At 58.3% G+C, this 18,329-nt stretch carries 14 protein-coding genes; 7 read left to right on the forward strand and 7 right to left on the reverse strand.

The features are described from left to right. Window positions 1-57 precede the first annotated feature (57 nt). Window positions 58-864, reverse strand: coding sequence for a hypothetical protein (locus tag FFI89_RS09095; protein ID WP_138834834.1), 807 nt, complete (start codon window positions 862-864; stop codon window positions 58-60). A gap of 867 nt (window positions 865-1,731) precedes the next feature. Between FFI89_RS09095 and FFI89_RS09100 the strand changes: the two genes are divergently transcribed. Beyond that, on the forward strand, window positions 1,732-2,700 hold the full coding sequence (locus tag FFI89_RS09100) for an AraC family transcriptional regulator (RefSeq protein WP_138834836.1): 969 nt from the start codon (window positions 1,732-1,734) through the stop codon (window positions 2,698-2,700). 29 nt (window positions 2,701-2,729) lie between these two features. Next, window positions 2,730-3,911: an AraC family transcriptional regulator gene (locus FFI89_RS09105; protein WP_138834838.1), complete on the forward strand. Its 1,182-nt coding sequence runs from the start codon at window positions 2,730-2,732 to the stop codon at window positions 3,909-3,911. Window positions 3,912-3,976: 65 nt separating this feature from the next. Here the strand turns inward: FFI89_RS09105 and FFI89_RS09110 are convergent, their stop codons facing one another. Next, a complete protein-coding gene (locus FFI89_RS09110; RefSeq protein ID WP_138834840.1) occupies window positions 3,977-4,987 on the reverse strand; it encodes an ABC transporter substrate-binding protein in 1,011 nt (336 codons plus the stop codon). A 169-nt stretch (window positions 4,988-5,156) separates the two neighbouring features. Beyond that, window positions 5,157-5,429: a hypothetical protein gene (locus FFI89_RS09115; RefSeq protein ID WP_138834842.1), complete on the reverse strand. Its 273-nt coding sequence runs from the start codon at window positions 5,427-5,429 to the stop codon at window positions 5,157-5,159. A gap of 1,144 nt (window positions 5,430-6,573) precedes the next feature. Here FFI89_RS09115 and FFI89_RS34695 point away from each other — a divergent pair. The 4 genes from FFI89_RS34695 (at window position 6,574) to FFI89_RS09135 (ending at window position 8,707) form a co-directional block, all read left to right on the forward strand. After that, window positions 6,574-6,738 carry a hypothetical protein gene (locus FFI89_RS34695; protein ID WP_210249096.1) on the forward strand — a complete coding sequence of 55 codons (165 nt, stop codon included), beginning with the start codon at window positions 6,574-6,576 and terminating at the stop codon, window positions 6,736-6,738. A 448-nt stretch (window positions 6,739-7,186) separates the two neighbouring features. Further along, complete coding sequence (locus FFI89_RS09125) at window positions 7,187-7,666, forward strand: DUF992 domain-containing protein (RefSeq protein WP_138834845.1); 480 nt, start codon at window positions 7,187-7,189, stop codon at window positions 7,664-7,666. An 87-nt stretch (window positions 7,667-7,753) separates the two neighbouring features. Continuing rightward, the gene (locus FFI89_RS09130; RefSeq protein WP_138834847.1) at window positions 7,754-8,218 is read left to right on the forward strand and encodes a cysteine rich repeat-containing protein; all 465 of its coding nucleotides are present in this window, start codon (window positions 7,754-7,756) and stop codon (window positions 8,216-8,218) included. Window positions 8,219-8,281: 63 nt separating this feature from the next. Next, on the forward strand, window positions 8,282-8,707 hold the full coding sequence (locus tag FFI89_RS09135) for a hypothetical protein (RefSeq protein ID WP_138834849.1): 426 nt from the start codon (window positions 8,282-8,284) through the stop codon (window positions 8,705-8,707). Window positions 8,708-9,113: 406 nt separating this feature from the next. On the opposite strand, the gene FFI89_RS09140 is transcribed toward FFI89_RS09135, so the two are convergent. Then, window positions 9,114-9,503, reverse strand: coding sequence for a response regulator (locus tag FFI89_RS09140; protein WP_138834850.1), 390 nt, complete (start codon window positions 9,501-9,503; stop codon window positions 9,114-9,116). Then, window positions 9,500-13,105: a GAF domain-containing protein gene (locus FFI89_RS09145; protein ID WP_168212842.1), complete on the reverse strand. Its 3,606-nt coding sequence runs from the start codon at window positions 13,103-13,105 to the stop codon at window positions 9,500-9,502. The genes FFI89_RS09140 and FFI89_RS09145 overlap by 4 nt, the downstream gene beginning before the upstream one ends. A gap of 1,506 nt (window positions 13,106-14,611) precedes the next feature. Here FFI89_RS09145 and FFI89_RS09150 point away from each other — a divergent pair. Next, window positions 14,612-16,204 (forward strand): gamma-glutamyltransferase family protein, encoded by a 1,593-nt coding sequence (locus tag FFI89_RS09150; protein WP_138834852.1) that lies wholly within the window; start codon window positions 14,612-14,614, stop codon window positions 16,202-16,204. 22 nt (window positions 16,205-16,226) lie between these two features. Here FFI89_RS09150 and FFI89_RS09155 read toward each other — a convergent pair whose 3' ends face one another. Then, a complete protein-coding gene (locus FFI89_RS09155; RefSeq protein ID WP_138834854.1) occupies window positions 16,227-16,961 on the reverse strand; it encodes a TetR family transcriptional regulator in 735 nt (244 codons plus the stop codon). A gap of 154 nt (window positions 16,962-17,115) precedes the next feature. Then, the gene (locus FFI89_RS09160) at window positions 17,116-18,327 is read right to left on the reverse strand and encodes an amidohydrolase family protein (RefSeq protein ID WP_138834856.1); all 1,212 of its coding nucleotides are present in this window, start codon (window positions 18,325-18,327) and stop codon (window positions 17,116-17,118) included. Window positions 18,328-18,329: the final 2 nt, after the last annotated feature.

Raw genomic sequence — 18,329 nt, forward strand, 5'->3', positions numbered from 1 at the left:
GCTAAGCGCGTCGTGGGCTTTTCCGAGCCGAGCCTTTGATGGACGCTGCATCGCCGGCTACCAGTCGTCGTCGTAGATCCACTCTCTTCGGAATCGAGGCGGCGCTCTTGCGTGCGGCGACTGAAGTGTCCGCTCGGGCTTGCGCAAGGTCGGAGTCGGCTGCGCAGGAGGCGGTGACGTCTTGAGCGGATTCTGCTCGGAGACCCTCGCTAGTACGCGTTTCATCTCTTCCTGGTTCGCCTTTAGCTCCTCAATGGCCTTTGAACTGTCGCGGACCAGTTGTTGTTGGTTCGCCTTGAGCTCTTCGATGCTTCGCTCCAGATTCGCGAGATCGCGTGCCATCGTTTGCAGCAACTCTGTGTGATCAGGATGTGCAGCAGTAGTTGTCGGCGTGGCTTCTTGCAGTGCAATCTGAGGCAACGGCGTTGCTTGCTGTGGTGTTGCTTCTGCCGCGGCCACTTGAACGGTAGATGGCGCCGGCCGGGCGGATGCCGGCGGAGTTTCCGACGGCGATGTTGAAACGAGCTGCGGGGCCCAACGGGCGACAACCAGCTTGGCCCCGTCTCCATAGGTCGACTGCAAAACCAGGGTAGTGACAACGATGCACGCCGCCAGCACCAAGCCGACGAGCGCCCGGAGCGCCGGCCTTCCATGTGGTGATTGCGGGCGAGATCCAGCCGAAGGAGGTCCGGCCGAAGGTGGGCGCTCGGCGTCGTGCTCCATTTTTGCAACCTGTTCACTCACACGTGCAAGCTCTTCACCCGCGCGTGTGATCTGTCCGTAGGCGTGGGCGAGTCGTTCATCGGCGCGCGGGACCGGAGCATCGGGGGGCTGATTTGCCTTCGAAGTGGGTATGGAGTTCATTGGCGTTTCCTTTTCCGTCCAACGTCATCCCAAGGTAAGGTCGGCTGTTCGTCGGGTCGAACAGCCGCCAACACCGCGTTTAGTCTTGTTCAAAGAATGGCCGTATGATGGAGAGAACGCTCGTCTGATGTTCGGACATCAGCGGAGCTGCTGGTCCGTTTCGTGCCATCGTCCGTTTCTGGTGCAAAGCTGCTCTTCGATAGTCTTCGGACGACGCGTGTTTGGAGTACAGTTGCGAGAGGGAATGGCAATTTGGTCGATCACATTCCCTGTTCCTGCCAAGAAGTTCCCTGTTCTTCGAAATAGTTTCCCTGTTAATTTGCGCAGAGAATTGCGCGAAAAACCGATGTGGCACAGCCGCTTCCTGCCATAAAATCGATCCCGGGAACCTCGAAATCGCAGTTTTCCCTGTAAAATTCCCTGTTAGCAGGGAATTGGCTGGAGACGGGTGCGATCAGCACTGGCGCCCCAGCCAGTCAGTTATGGGTTCGGCCAGGCTCCCGAGGAAACGCGAGAATGCGCCGGAAATCCCGGCTTTTCGCGCATTCGATTTGGTCTCCAAGCTCCCAATTCGCCGGACTTGAGGTGGAAATCGCCGAAAGTCTCCGGCCCTGTCGGCGAATATTCCCGTTTTCGGGAGACTATGGGCGGAGACGGGTTTGATCAGGATGGCCGCCCGAGGAAAGCAGCGCGGGGTAAGGAAGGCGTCGTCGCCATGAATCGCGGCTGCGGATCGCGGGCTCAGAGGGGCGACGTGATTTCTCTTCCGGCTCCGAAGTCGCATAGCGATACCTGCGCCCGATCCTGCATGCTGCACGTTCAGCGATCGCGCTTCGCGGAAAATCGCGCGTTCAGCGGGGTGAGGGGATGACGGAAAGTGGCGCCGCCACGTTTACCGACCCGGACGGCTATCAGGCCGGTATTGGCAGTGTGAGCAGCAAGAGCGCGAGCGTCGATTTTATCGTCACTGGCGGCGGGGAGTTCAGGGCTCGCTTGACCTGGCTGAACCTGCACCGTCTTCGTGTGCTTCGCGGCTTCGAAAGCTTGCCGAGCATTGCCTTTGTGTCTCTACCGCCGGAGCGGGTCGTTGTTGTATTTCCAACGAGCGCGGCACCTCTGATATGGAGCGGGCTCAAATTGCGGTTTGGCGATATCGTTTTCCATAGCCGCGGCGAGCGAACGCACCAATGGACGCCCGGCGAAGGTAAGTGGGGTCTTATCTCATTGCCGCCCGATCAACTCTCAGCTTGTGGATCGGCGCTAACTGGCTCGGAATTGTCCGCGCCCGCACACCGTCGGGTGCTGAGGCCGCCAAAGGCGGCCGCATCGCACCTGCTGCGACTTCATTCGAGCGCTTGCCGTCTTGCTGAAACGCGGCGTGAACTGATTGCCAACCCGGAAGTCGTGCGATCTCTGGAGCAGGAATTGTTACATGCCCTGGTCAATTGCCTGACGGCCGACGGTGCAGAAGACCATTCAGAGACGCGCCGGCATCACGCCGAAATCATGGTGCGATTCGAGAATGCGTTAGCAGCGCATACCGATCGGCATCTCAACTTATCCGCGCTTTGTGCCGCAGTCGGCGTACCCGAGAGAACGTTGCGGATGTGCTGCAATGAATTTCTGGGTATAAGCCCTGGCCGCTATTTTTTACTGCGACGGTTGAACATGGCTCGCTCTGAATTACTGCGCGCCGATCCAGAGACAACAAGTGTCGCAAAGATAGCCAGAAACTATCAATTCGTCGAACTCGGTCGCTTCTCGGTAGCCTATCGCAACGTCTTCGGAGAGATGCCGTCGTCCACATTGCGTCGCCCGAGGGCGAAATCGGTTTAATCGAACTTTTGGCCGAAATCGCATAGCGCGTGCAGGGCAATCTGCGGAAACTTGACGGAGCAAAACGAACCGAGCCGCCTCGTCAAGAGCGACTTTCGGCATTGCTGCCGCATTTTGCATGGTGTCCTGCGGATTTTGTTTTCAAAATAGAGCATATTCTCGCGCGCGGCGCGCAAGGAAAACGCCGTCTTATGGAGCTGGAAGTGGCGTTCGTCAGAACTCTCACCTTCACCGACCCCTTTCCATTTCAGGAAGCAATTCGCGCCGCCGATATGGAAATAATTCCTACCGCGAAGGGGGAATTTCGGGCCGAACTCACGCAAGCCACATTGGACAAGCTATGGATGCAGCGCCTTAGCGAAAATTTGCCACGTGTCCACAAAGGCGCGATAAAACGCGGTCGCAGGGTATTCAGCTTCCTCACAGAGGATCAGCCCGAGGTGTACCACTGTGGAAGGCTGTTCGCGAAAGGTGAGCTAATCGCGGACGACTTCGACGTGCAGCACGCAATAACGGCTGGGAACTACCGCCTTGGATCGGTTTCTCTAAGCCCTGAGGATTTGGCTACGGCGTGCAACGCCATGGTCGGTTGCGGGTTTGATACAGAAAGCAGCAAGCACTTCATTCGGCCAAGCCCAGAACTCATGGAGCGATTTCAAAGGCTGCATGAGTTGACCGGAGCAATTGCCAAGACCACGCCCGAACTACTCGAAATGCCGGAAGTCGTGAGAGCACTTGAGCAGCAATTGATTCACGTGCTGGTCAGATGTTTGACGGAAGGCACCGTTTCAGCGATAGGCAAAGGCACTCTTAACCACGAGATTGTCGTCAGACGATTCGAAGATTTTTTGGAAGCAAATCCAAATACACCCCTGTATCTAACTGAAGTTTGCGCAGCCGTCGGCGCAGCCGAACGGACCCTGCGAGCTGCTTGCGAAGAGCATATTGGGCTAGGACCTATCCGTTATCTCAGCTTAAGAAGAATGCACTTGGCCCGCCGCGCGTTGGTGCGGGCGGCCCCTTCCACCGCAACGGTAACGCAAATAGCCACCGACTACGGTTTCTGGGAGTTGGGTCGCTTCTCAGTAGCTTATCGAACTTTGTTTGGTGAGACCCCCTCGGTCACATTGAATAGACGGCCCGATGATTGCCGAGGCCCTTCCAATCGCCCGTCATCACTTGAAGCCTTAGTTGAGGTGAGGGCGCGATAAGGCCCCAACTCTTCTTCACTGCTCCCCGACAATCAGGTTACGAAACGAGCGCATCCTGTTGTTTGTTAAGGCGCTTTTGCATGAACCAGCCGCGTCGTATCGAACGGGACATCAATCTGTTTCATTGCTAGCATATTATCAGCGATCTGCTTGAGCGCTGAACGACTGATGGGGGCACGGAGCGTCGGAAGTGTTCGCCTGAAAGACATCTCCATAATCTCACCCCCCTTGGGAAGATCAAAATTGAAAAAGGACTTTGCAATACGGAGCGCTTCGTCAAAATTAACGGGATCCTGCAGGAAGATTTCGGCATCTTTAGCCGCTGCGATCAGTGCGTCGACGACGTGCGGGTTTCTTTCAGCCATCTCCTGTGTCACTACCGAGTTCGTTACGCCGCCGTTGGTGTCGACAATCTCAGCCGGCTCGCTGGCTTCGCTTAGGTTGAATAACACCCTACAGGTCCGAAGCACATCACACATCGAGCCAGAGGGCTCATATGACATGCTGGCATCGATTTGTTTGGAGATTAGCGCGCCATAAGAGGTATTCGGCGCACCTACGGCTACGTATGTGAAATCCGTCGGCGCAAGGCCAGCCTTCTTCGCGAGCAGTCCAAATTGAAGTTCCGCGCTTCCTCCCCGCGCGGGGACGCCGATCCTTCGACCCTTGAGGTCAACCATAAAATCCGGAAATAGCTTGCCCGCAACTGGGACGTCGAGTTCGTTGCGAACAACAATCACGAACGGGTTAAGTCTCGCCCCGCTCAAGATAGCTTGGAGTTTTGCGCCTGCGATCATAGCGCTGATTTGCACTTCGGCTGGAAAGAAGCCGACATCGATACTTCTTGAGAGAAGGGCCTGCGCGCCGAGAGGGCCCGAAGCGATGATTTTCAGTTCGCAGGTTATTCCATTTTTTTCGCAAAAGCCTTTTGATGCGGCAATCCGAAACAGCATGTTGCCTGTACCAGGATAGTCCTGAATTCTAACTGTAGTCCGCTCTGCCTGGGCAAGGGTGGGAGTTGATAAAATCGCGCTCAATACGAGGGCAAGCACCCATGCAGTTCGCGTTCGCGCCATTGTGACGGGGCCTCCATTTTCGAAGCCGCGCTCGCAGCGAAGCAACGCGCAACACCCACGGCAGCCTTGTAGTCGAATGTCCGACGTGTAGCATAAAACCAGCAGCTGGGCATAGAGCGCAGAATAACTGCCGGTTACGATTTCTTCAGCTTGTGCCGGGATACCCTTCTTAATGTTCGCTCCAGGCTGTGTGAAAACGTTCCAGCGATATGGTTCTCCTTTGAATTGGCAGGCGCATTTGATGACGTGCTTTGTCGTTGGCGATGACCGCAGTCACGGCAAATTGCGGTAGCTGTTTTGGCTGTGGGGCAAGGACGATGAAAAATATATCGCTATAGGAACATCTGTTGCCACCACCGGCGTTTTCGCGGCGGACCTCCCAGCTCGACTGCCGCGAGTTGCGCCGGTTGTGCGTGGAGCCCTTCCAGAAAATTGAATCCATGACGGCCCAATAGCGACACTAAATTCGTTCGCATGACATGACCGCGGCCCTGAGCCCCTGGTTGCCGTGACGCCTCGGAGGCCAAAAACGCGATAGTGCCCACGCGCCACGGTGCAAGCCGACGCCAATTCGGTAAGCCATGGAAGGCGTGCGTTCGTTCACCTCACAGACGGTACATTCGGTTGGCTACGGACAGAGCGCCGCGGCCCCTTATTCGCTGTAGTGGAGTCTGGGACCTGGGAGAATGAATGGCCCGGAGCAGGGTTCTCATTTTGGAGATAGCCGCGCCGTCGCTGGTCGACGTTGATCTACAAATATGCCAAGTTGGTCCTGGCCTAGAAACGACGCTGGCCGATATTGCATAGCGGGAACTCATCGCGCTCGATTTAATCCGACCGTACATCGATGGAGCCCCAAATGAAACATATGACGCAGGCCGGTTCAGTACTGATCGCGGGTATGCTGGGATGGTTAGCAGCGGGGATGCCAGCACTTGCCCAAAATGCTCCTCAGTGCCCAATGTCGGGATCACCATCGGATTGGGGCATTAACTCGACCGGTTATATAATGATCAATTCCGGGGGGAGTTGCTTGTTTTCTCTCAGTGTGAGAGGCGAAATATTGAGTTCGAGCGTTTCACGAAGGCCGTCGCATGGGAGGCTGCAACGGATCGACAGGTCTTCTTTCGTCTACACATCACAGTCTGGATATCGAGGTAGCGATACTTTTTCCATTCGGGCGAGGGGCAATGGACCGAATGGTTCCGGAACGTCGATAATCACGATCAACGCAACCCTGCAATAGCAGTACGAAAGAGGCCATGTAGTTCTACACGGACACGGTTGATTGTTCGAGGATCGCAATCAAATCTGATGATAAGAAACGTACGGGTCTAGTGGAGCGCACCCTGCCATCGCCTTCTTAGCCAGTCTTCTGAATCAACTAAGAAAGGATATCAATCATGTCACGTCGAGCCATTCTCTCGCTTGCTGCATCCGCTATCATCGGTATCGGGTTCATTGCGACTGTTTCAACTGACGCATCCGCATATCGCGCTGGTGTCTATCGTGGCGGTGCTTACCGTGGCGGTGTCTATCGCGGTGGCGTTTACCGTGGTGGCTACTACCGCGGCGTGCGTCCGGGAGTGGCGGTCGGAATCGGTGCTGCCGCTGTCGGTGCTGCCGCGGTCGGCGCTGCGGCCGCAGGTGCCTACTATGGCCCCGGCTATTACGGCGCTCCCGCCCCGGTCGGTTGTCCGTACGGCTACTACTATTATGCCCCCTACGGCCGCTGCGTACCTACGCCATAATGGCCGCGATTGGGGTGGACATGGAAATAGCGGAGACAAATGGTTGCTGTTCCTTAGAAGTCTGAATGAATTGGCTCTTTACGAAGCTGTTGCCTGAAAAATAGAACACTGTTGCCACGAACGCTGTAGGAATGAAGGCGCGCGTATCAGCTCGATGATGCGTGTGCATGCTGGGTGTCAAGCCGCGCGGGCTGCCGAAGAACCACGCTGAGTGTCTATGGAATTTCCTGCTATTTCGGGACGATAGGCTGCTAGCCTGGCCTGTTGGGTGCCGATGCCAAGCTTCTGAACCGGGCCCGCGAAAAGCTGGTGCGGCTGGCGCAGCGCCACGGGGTGAATTTACGGCAGTCGTATGCACGGCATCGGCCGAAATTGCATAGTCGTTTCGAGACGAGATGATATAGTTTTTACCGCCAGCAAATAATTCCAGAAAGCGGGAAATATTGTCATGTTCAAATTCGTTGCGCTGGTATTTATTGCGCTCGCTACCGCGTTTGTCTCACCCGCAGTTGCCCAGCAATCGCCGGGAACCAGCGTCGGCACGCTCACTTGCAAGATGGCGCCTTCCATCGGCCTGATCTTTGGGTCCCGCCAGCGGATGGCCTGCCGTTTCACGCCCAATGGCCCTAATCCACCTGAAGCATATGTTGGTGTGATGGGCACAATAGGCCTCGATGTCGGCATCACGGCAGGCGGGGTCATGGCATGGGGCGTATTTGCACCCACCGCCGGTCCGAGGCGCGGGGCGCTAGCCGGCACCTATGTGGGGGCAAGTGGCGCGATCGGTGTTGGTGTCGGCGTTGGTGCCAACCTCCTGTTCGGCGGAACCGGACGTTCGATCGCCTTGCAACCGCTTTCGGTCGAAGGGTCAGTCGGGATAAACTTGTCTCTTGGAGTTTCAAGTCTCACGCTTGCCCTGGCGCAATGAGGTATGAGCAAAATGCGATCCTCAGCCTCCATCGCGACCAGGAGACAGAAGCCGGTCAGCTCGTAGCCAGACATCAGAGGACATTCGATGACAATCAAAACGCGTTTGCTGGCAAAGCTGGGATTACTGCCCTTCCTGGCCTTATTGTCGGCTGGTCCCGTCTTCGCGCAGGCGGATCTCGAAAAGACGATTCGGGAAAAATTGACAGCAAAAGTCGCAAAGCTCGAAAGCGTCTGCGCAAACGACATCAAGAAGTACTGTCGAACGGTGACGCCCGGAGAGGGGCGCATGATCTACTGCATGCAAGCGCATGAGGACAAAATAAGCGTCAAATGCGCGTTCGAACTGGGAGAGGCCGCGACCAACGTGCAAACTGCCGCTGACGCTCTGAAAGACGGCGTTATCGCATGCAAAGCCGAAATAACGGGCGTATGCGGAAAGACCGTGCCGGGCCAGGGTCGAATCGCCGCGTGTCTGTTAGCGAACAAATCGACGGCTTCGAGCGGTTGCGTAGAAGCTCTCAAGAAGATCGAAGCTATGGCAACTCAATGAAAGTGCAGCGTTCGTAGGCATTCCGTCATCATAGGGCCGATGGCTGCAAGCGTTGGAGAGACGATGGTGTTCAGACCGGCGTCGGCTTTTGTAAGCCTCATTATTTTTCTTGCCCTGCTTGTGCCCGATAGTTCCGGCTACGCCCAGCAAACGACAGGGCAGTTATTGATATCGTCAGGGTTCAATCCCATTGCCGCCACCACCCCCGAGATGGTGACACGTTTAATGTCGTTTCCTCCAAACCAATTCCTTTTGCGAAGGAAGGGTAACCGTCCGTACTACGTCTACGCGGACCCCTCAGGGTGCAGCTGCGCCTACGTCGGCAATGTGGCCGCGATGGATAAATATCGTGCCGCTTTTGGGGCGTTGCCTGCGGACACACTATCGTCTGGCGGCTTTACAAATCCCGAGCAGAACATGATCAACAGCATGGAGAACGATGACGCGGCAGCCCAGTTCAACAACGACGTATTTGGTCCGGATTTTTGATAGGTCGTCTCGTCGTGGCAATTTCGAGACATGAGATGATGTCTGGCATGCGTCCGTTATGCGCAGCAAAGTGGACGGCGCCTAACCGCTCTATAGGTGATTTTTTTCCAATCTCCTGGCGTCGTTGTACGGTGATCGTCGAATTTGTTATGGTGTCGCTCGATTGATCCAAAGTTGCCGATCAAAGTCTGAAACGCCGCGTTTTTCCCTGTAGAATTCCTGTTAGCAAGGAATTCGGCACTGTGTCGCCAGCCACGCCAGCCGGTCAACCGGAGATAGTGAGCGCCTTGCAGCCGAACGACCTGCAGTTTAAGGGCGTTTCACGCATCCGCGGCGTGTCTCCGGTTTCTGAAAAGCGGCAATTTTAACGAGAATCTACCGAAAGTCTTCGGCGGAAACCGCAGAATTACGGGGCCCTTGCGAGCCGACAGTCGATCTCGGTGCGAAGCGCCGCAAAATCGATAGGCTTGGTGAGAAGCGACTCTGCGCCGCCTTCCATGGCCTTCCTCCTGGTACTGTCGTCGCCGTAGGCCGTGATCATGATCACGGGAACGCTCGGCCGAGTGGCTTTCGCCATGGGTAACAGCTCAAGGCCGCTCATCCCGGGCATGTTGATGTCGGACAGGATCAGGATGAGCGATTCGCCGGCGGCGTCGCTGATGCGTTGCAGGGCGCTGGCCCCCGATTGTGCAAAATCCATCCTGAAGCGCTTGTCGCGGAGGTCGTGCCTGAACTGCTGGCGGAACAGCATTTCGACATCGGGCTCGTCGTCCACAACGAGAACAAGGAAGCTCATGAATCTACTCCGGCTTTGTGGAGGGCGGCCTTGCGCGGAAGTATGACCCTGAATTCGGCAAATTCGCCGGGTTGAGTATCGACCTCAATCAATCCGCCATGTTGCTTGACGACAATGTCGTAGCTCAATGAGAGGCCAAGACCCGTTCCTTCGCCGGCTGGCTTCGTCGTAAAAAAGGGATTGAATATCTTTTCCTTTACCTCGGGCGGAATGCCCGTGCCGCTGTCGCGGATCGTGATCTCCACGCGGTCGCCGAGGCTTTTGGTCGCAGCAGCAACGGTGGGCTCAAAACCATCGCGGTCGGCCCGGCCTTTGCGATTCGTCGCCGCGTAAAAGCCGTTGGAAATCAAGTTCAGAAGCACCCGCGTGATTTCCTGAGGAAACACTTCCACCTCACCGGCGTTCGGATCAAACGACCGCTCCAGGGTGATATTGAAGCCCGGTTTCTCGGCCCGCGCTCCGTGATAAGCGAGATTGAGGCTTTCTTCGACGAGGGCGTTGACATCGACGAGTCTCTGCTCGCCCGAGCCTTGGCGCGAGTGCAGCAACATGTTCTTGACGATCGCGTCCGCGCGTTTGCCGTGCTGGACGACCTTGTCGAGATTGCTTTTCAGCATCTGCGTCAGCTCGCTGGTTTCCTCCCGTATCTTGTTGTCAAGCGTCGCGGGCTTGAGCACGTCGTCAAGTTCCTCGACAAGTTCTATCGACAGAGCCGAGAAATTATTGACGAAATTGAGTGGATTCTTGATCTCATGCGCGATACCTGCGGTGAGCTGGCCGAGCGAGGCCAGCTTCTCGGTCTGTATCAATCGATCCTGCGCGGTGCGCAATTCGTCGAGCGATCGCGACAGTTCTTTGGTACGTTCCTGGACCTGTTCGAACAGCCGTACGTTTGAGAGAGCGATCACGGCCTGGTCGGCGAAGGTCTGCAGCAAAGCGATTTGCTTGTCGCTGAAGGGGTGCACGTCGGTGCGACGCAGCGCGATGGCTCCGATGCTCTTGCCCTCACGCAACAAGGGTACGCTCAGAATGCTGCGGGTGCCGGTGTGGGCCGTCCTCTGCCGGGTGCCGGGGAATTCGTCGCCTTCGGCCGAGAGCAGGTCGTGCAGGTGCACTGGTTTCCCGTCGAGGAATGCTCGTCCGGCAGTCCAGTTCCGGTCGATCGGCAATGTCGCTGAAGACATCGGTATCGGTCCGTGATGCGCGCTGGGATGCAGGTCGTTGCCATCCTTCAGGAGCACGACAGCATCATAGGCCTCGCAAAGCTCGCGGGCACTTTCGACAATGGCCTTGAGAACCGGTCCAACATCGGTCGGCGAGGACGCGATCACCCTCAGAATGTTGCCGCTGCCGGTCTGGTAGACCAGCGCCTCGGACAGGTCCCGGGTCTTTGCCTGCACCTCATCGAACAGCCGCGCGTTCTCGATAGCAATAGCCGCCTGATCCGCGAATGTTGTGGCCAGTTCGATCTGCTTGTCCGTGAACGGCCGAGCTTCGGCGCGAGCTAGTACAATGACGCCGACTGGTACACCTTCGCGCAACATCGGAACGCCAAGGACGCTTCGGAAATCGCCCAATCTCCGTGCATCGAAGGTGTAGTCCGGATCGACAGCCACGTCGGGAATATGAACTACTTCTCCTCCAAGGAGGGCGCGCCCTATCGCCGAAGCTCGATCTGGTTTGATCGGAACGTCTTTGACGTAATCCGTGAATTCGTCAGGAAAGCCGTAGTTTTCGGCGCGAAAGAACACGCCGTCCTTTTGGCGGGTAATTGTGGCCCTCTCGGCGTCGCAGAGCCGGGCCGCCGATTCAACCAGCGTTTGGAGCACGGCCTGTAGATCGAAGGTTGAACGACTGATGACTTTGAGGACATCGGCTGTCGCGGTCTGTTGTTGCAGAGAGTCGCGCAGTTCATTGAGCAGGCGGGTATTCTCGATAGCGATGACCGCCTGTGCGGCAAAGTTCCTGACCAAGTCGATCTGTTTGTCGGTGAACGGCCGCACTTCAGTGCGGTAGATAAAGATAGCGCCGACTAACGCTTCATCCTTGATCATTGGCACGCAGACGGTAGATCGCGCGCCCCCGAGTCTTGCTGCCGCGCCGACCACCGCTTCGGCAGTGTCGTCGGCAGTGTGGCTCACTTTTTTTGTCCGCATGACGCGATCCAGGTGGCTACCCGGGGTCGGCCGAAACGATCTTGATTGCGTAAAATACTGAGCAAGCTTGGGGGGCGTGCCCACGCCTGCCTCCCAGTGGGCGCTATCGCCGTCAATCAGGAACAGGTTTCCGAATTTGGCCTCGCAGATGCTTACGGCGTTTTCCAGCATTGATTTGAAAACAGGTTCCAGTTCGCCAGGTGAGCTGGAAATGACCTTCAATACCTCGGACGTCGCAGTTTGCCGCTGCAGCGACTCGGTGAGATCGCGGGTCTTGGCCTGGACCTCGTCGAAAAGGCGAACGTTCTCGATAGCGATCACGGCCTGGTCGGCGAACGTCGAAACGAGTTCGACCTGTTTCTCCGTGAAAGGTTCGACCGTCTTATGGCCAAGAAACAGGACGCCGATCGGCTCTTTCTCCCGCAGAAGGGGAACGCCGAGAAGTGTCCGATAGCCGGCGGCCTTCTGGATGTCGGGATACGCATATTCCGGATCGGCCAAGGCATCGGGAATCTGAACGGCCGCGCCGGTCAACAGCACTCTTCCGACGAGGCTGCCTCGCTCCGGTTGCAATCTGAGGGGCGCAGCCAGTCCGACCCAGTCGACGGAAAAATTGTAGTTCGTCGCATGATAGAAGCCTCTGGCGTCCTTCCGCGTTATCGCTGCCATATCGGCATTGCAGAGCCTCGCCGCGGATTCCGTCAGCGTGTTAAGTACCGTTTGCAGATCGAACGCCGAACGGCTGATCACCTTCAACACATCGGCGGTCGCGCTCTGCTGCTGCAGTGATTCGCGCAGTTCCCCGAGCAGGCGGGTGTTCTCGATCGCGATGACGGCCTGGTTGGCGAAGTTGCTGAGCAGCTCAATCTGCTTATCAGCGAACGGGCGGACCTCTTGTCGATAGACCGCGATTGTGCCGACTAGCTTGGCGTGCCTAAGCATAGGTACAATGAGGATGGTGCGGGCCCCCGCGACATCAGCGGTTTGGACAACAGCCGGGTCGCCCGCAAGGTAAGCCGGATTTTTCCGCACATCGTGAATGTGTGCGACCTGACCGGTTCTGGCGACGGTACCCTGAGCACTCTCCGGATGAGGACGAAACCGAGTGTTCCGCCGTGAAGCTGCGTAATTTGGCGGAACGTTGTGGAACGCAACGGATTCGAACTTGTCACCGTGACACAAACTCAAAACGCCGAATTTCGCCGCGCAGACACGTGTTGCGTTCTCGAGCATCTTCCGGAACACCGGCTCCAGCTCGCCGGGCGTACTGCTAATGACCTGAAGAACTTCCGACGCAGCGGTTTGCCTCCCCAGCGCTTCAGCCAATTCGAATCGGAGAGCGGCGTTTTCCTTCTTTAGATCAACATCCGCAGAAATGCGTTGACGCTTCGGTGGCGCCTTGCTTCTGGTTGGAGACCTACGCACCGCTTGTCCGCGCTTCGCCATTGGGTGGGCCCGGGATGGCTGCAACAACGTGGCACCAAACTACCCAATCCGGGGGCTGCCGCATAGGTCGATCAAGCGACCCCGACTTCCGGTTTTGGCAGCAGATAACGGACCAAAGCAGCCTGGCTGACGATATCTGTTCATCGGGGCAAAGCAGACCTCCGAGAACCGGGGGAAGACGTCTGCCGCGAACCTGAGAGCCGGCTAGCGAAGACCGACGCTGCGATCGGCATCTTTCGTTCCACGGGCGCGGACCGGTTAGTGACTGAGTTCGAACCGGCGCATCTCGACCAAGCGTGCCCGACAATATTCACGGTACAGAATGTTGATGAAATCCCACATGGCCTGACCCGTCTTTAAATGTCTTCGGATCGTAGCCCCGTCCTGTTTCGGGAGGTTTTCTCCGCTCGGGAAAATTGACTTCGTTCGCCAGTCCGATTGTTTCGTCGACTAAGCGGCAACGAAATACCTTCACAGAAATGCGAGGGAGGACTGAACGCCTAAATCATGGGACCGAAAAAAGAGGATCAATACGGGCGCTCCCGGACCGGCTACGGGCTTGGAACTCTCGGATGACATTTGGGTTTTGCCGCCGCGCCGATCCGCCTCCGGGACACAATCGATCGAAATTGAAACCCCAACGTTCCGCCGGCACAGGAAATTGCTTTGATCCTGTGCCAAACCAATACTGAACGCCTGGTATCGATCTTGCTCAGCTAGGAGTGCGCCGGGGGTATTTCAGAGGCCCTGGTAACTGACCAACGCCGCCGACCGATCATATTGCGGTTGGGCGGCGTTGCACTTTTCGGAAACCAGGGGTTCAATGACCTGCAAGCGTGTTTTTTGCGTGGGGTGGGCAACTATGACCAAGGCGATTGAACATATTGTAGCGGATACTCGACCCTCAAAAACCGAACGGCCCTGGAGGAGATCCGCGACCATCGTAGGCGGCTATTGAACGAACACCGCATGCGCAGCAATTCTGTACTGAATTTCAAGAGCGTAAGCGACGAACTTCAGGAAGAGATCAGCATTGTAGAGGACGCACTATCAAAATTGAACGGTGATGAAACGAGTACGACTAGCTGAAGCAGATTGCGCACGGTAACGGAGTTTCCCTAGGGAATTATCTGAGAAATCGCTGCGGCACTGCAGTTTCCGACTAGCTCTTGATGCCTTGAAATCGAGAATTTGCCTGCATGACTCCCGGCTCGCCGGACTTGAGGCGGAAATCGCCGAGAGCCGAGACTGGGTGCGATCACGAATGTCGTCCGAACGGATCCAGGAAACAGATATAAAGCACCCTTCCGCTTTTTGTCCTCCGAGGCATGTCAGCGATCGACGCGCAGCAGAAGTCAGCCAGATCCGGCGCGGGCCGCAGCGCAAAGGTAGTGGTGTCGAACCCGACGTTCGCCAGCAGGTAGCGTTCGCGTGGCACCAGCTGATCGCTTGACAGTGTAAGTAAAAATATTATTACAAAGGGAGGTTATTGAGGGGAAGTAACCCATGTTGCAGACGAAACGAAGCTATGGCGGAATGGTGACGGCGCCGCACCATCTTGCGGCGCAGGCTGGGCTCGCTGTCCTGTCGGGAGGCGGCAACGCCATCGAAGCAATGATCGCATCCGCCGCAACGATCGCGGTGGTCTATCCTCATATGAATGGCCTTGGCGGCGATAGCTTCTGGCTCGTCGGCCGCGCCGGTTCGACGCCGGTCGGAATTCAGGCCTGCGGACGCGCTGCGATGGCGGCCGATCGCGCCTGGTATCGCGAGCGGGGGTGCGCCAGCATTCCAAGCCGCGGCCCGCTGGCCGCACTCACGGTCGCGGGCACCGTCGACGGCTGGCAAAAGGCCTATGAGCTCAGCCGCGATCGTCATGGCGGGCGGCTGCCGCTTGCGCGGCTGCTCGAGCCCGCAATTCTGTACGCCGAGGAAGGCGCTGCCGTAACGAGGACGCTCCACGAAAACATAATCAAGAAGCGGCCTGAACTCGAGGATGTGCCCGGCTTTGCGGAGGTCTATCTGCCGCAAGGTGCCCCACCTGCGGTCGGCGCGCGGCTACGACAGCCGCGGGTTGCCGAGACGTTGCGGCGGCTGGCGAAAGCGGGCCTGTCCGATTTCTATCGCGGCGATCTGGCGCGCTCGATGGCTGATGATCTCGAGCGGCTGGGCAGTCCGCTTCGGCTTGCCGATCTGGAACGACATCAGGCATCGCTTGTGACGCCGCTCTCGGTCGAGGTAGCCGGACACAAGGTGTTCAACATGCCGCCGCCGACCCAGGGCCTGGCGTCGCTCCTGATTTTGGCGCTCTATGCCCGGCGTATGGCTGATAAGTCCGATAGCGTCGATCATTTGCACCGGTTGGTCGAATGCACGAAAGCAGCGTTCCGTGTTCGCAACCGCTACGTGACCGACCCTGACTACATGGAGCGGCCGGCGGCCGCGTTTCTGTCCGAAGAGTCACTGGCCGCGCTTCATGAGACAGTGTCGGATGCTCGTGCGATACCGTGGCCCGATCCGCCGCGGCAAGGCGATACGGTGTGGCTCGCCGCGACCGATCGCACCGGGCTCAGCGTCAGCTTCATCCAAAGCGTCTACTGGGAGTTCGGTTCCGGCGTCATTCTTCCGCAGAGCGGAGTCACCTGGCAGAATCGCGGAACGAGCTTCAGCCTCAAGGACACTGACATCAACAGGCTCGACCCCGGACGCTTGCCGTTCCATACCATCCAGCCGGCGATGGCCGAGCTTGGCGATGGGCGGCTGATCTCCTTCGGCACGATGGGCGGGGAGGGGCAGCCGCAGACTCAGGCCGCGATCTTCACGCGCTATGCGCTGCACGACCAGGAACTGCAAGCTGCGATCACGGCGCCGCGCTGGCTGCTCGGCCGCACCTGGGGAGAGGAAAACAACAACCTCAAGATCGAGTCCCGCTTCGATCCTGCCATCATCGACCGGCTGCGCGCGCTCGGTCACGATATCCAGGTAACAGGCCCGTTCGAGGAATTCATGGGGCACGCCGGTGCGATCGTCTGGCACCCGGATGGCCTGCTCGAGGGAGCCAGCGATCCGCGTAGCGATGGCGTCGTGGCCGCGCGCTAAAGCGCGATGAGACCGCCCGCCGCTAACGGGACGGCTTGCGGCCGCGGGTCGTCCTTGATCCGGAGGCCTTGTGCTTCCGTTCCCCGATCGGCGCCGTCAGCCAGGTCAGGATCATGTCCTGCGCGTGCTCGCGGCGCCGCACGAGCCAATCCGACGCGCCCAGATCCTTGTCGAACATCGCCGAGAGCGTGTAGCGATTGGAGACGTGGAAATAGCTCATGGCGGTGATGGAGACGTAGAGCTGGATCGGGTCGACGTCATCGCGAAACAGCCCTGCCGCCACGCCGCGGTGGAGAACATTTTCGATGCTCGCGACCAGCGGCAAGGTGAGTTCGGCGATCTTGCGCGACTTGCGCAGGTTACGCCCGCGCTGAAGGTTCTCATTGTTGATGAGAGCGATGTAGTTCTGGTGCTCCCCAAAGAACGTGAATGTGAAGTTGATCAACTCGCACATCGCGGCAACAGGCTCGCGGTCGTCGAGATTGAGCTGCTGCTCGGCCGCGCGGATCTCGGTGTAGACGTCCTCGAGGACCGCAATGTAGAGTCCGTTCTTGTCGCCGAAATAGGCGTACAACAGGCGCATGTTGGCCTTGGCGCGCTGCGCGATGGCCTCGACGCGGGCGCCGCCGAGGCCGTTGTGGCAGAACTCGAACGTTGCCGCGCGCAGGATCGCTTCCTTGGTGAGCGCGGAATCCCGCGGCCGTTTTCCGCGCGCTGAGCTGCGAGGAGGGCTGGTCTGTGCTGTCGTCTCGGTCACGGTGCCAACTTTGCTAGGGCTTCGGGGTGTCCGCGCAGACACATCCACATCCGGTTAACACGGCCCAGCGGACTGTTTCCTGCGCAAGTTGCCGGGATTGAGATCGTCATTACGGCTGTTCGTCAAGGGGGACGATCCTCCATGTTGGTTGGCATCAAGCGGCGGCCGCTACCACTGTGCCGCCGCACGCGACGAGGCGGCCGTTCTTGTAGACATCGCGCGGCTTCGGGCGGGCGACCACGGCTTCCTGGACATGCCTGGCATCGAGTACCACGAAATCCGCCGTCCCACCGACGGTCAGGCCATGGTTGGTGAGGCCAAGCGCGCTCGCCGCATTGGACGTCACCATGTCAAAGGCGGCGGCCAATTGATCATCGGTGTTGAAACCGGAGCGATAACCGACCAGCATCGCGCGTTCGAGCAGGTCGCCATCGCCGTAGGGCCACCAGGAATCGCGAATGTTGTCGTTACCGGAGAACACGTTGACCCCGGCGTCGCGAAGCAGCAGTACGGGCGGGAATGGACGGGCCCCCGGCGCGTTGGTCAGGATGGCAACGCCGGCCTCAGCAAGCCGCTGCGCGGTGCGCTGGACCAGATCATGGGAGACTTCGCCCAGCGCGTAGGCATGACTGATCGTCACCTTGCCGCCGAGGCCCGCCGCCTTGGTGCGCCGCGCGATTTCCTCGATCTCCGCGATGCCCTGCAGGCCGCCGTCATGCAGGTGGATGTCGATGCCGACGCCATGCCGTTCAGCGATGCCGAAGATGATATCGAGATGGCCGGCCGCGTCACCGTCGTGACCCGCGGGATCCAGTCCGCCGACCAGGTCGGCGCCGGCGCGAACGGCCTGTTCGAGCAGGTCGGCGGTTCCCGGCGACGTCAGGATGCCGCTCTGCGGGAACGCGACGATCTGGACCGAGACCTTTTCGCGGTGGGCGTCCCGCGCCGCGACGATCTGTTCGAAATGCTGCAGGCCGACCGCCGCATCAACGTCCACATGGCTGCGCATATGGGTTGTGCCGTGCGACACGCAAAGATCAATCAGGGCTGCCGCCCGTACCGCGATGGGCCTGGCGTTGGCAAGGTACTCCTTCTCGAACTTTACACGCTCGCGCACGCTGAAGCCGGCGGTGCAGGGGCGGTGCGGCTTCCAGTCATCGCCGATGAAGCACTTGTCCAGATGGATATGACCTTCGACCATGCCGGGCAGCACCAGGCGTCGGCCGAGATCGTGGATTGCGCCGACCGTGCCGTAGCGCTGCGAGATCGGCGCGATTGCCACGATCCTGCCACCGCTGACGGCGATTTCGACAATTCGGCCGTCTGCCAGCCGAGCGTTCTGAAAGAGTGTGTCGATAGCGGACAAGG

This window comes from Bradyrhizobium sp. KBS0727, assembly GCF_005937885.2.
In the GTDB taxonomy this organism is placed as follows: Bacteria; Pseudomonadota; Alphaproteobacteria; order Rhizobiales; family Xanthobacteraceae; genus Bradyrhizobium.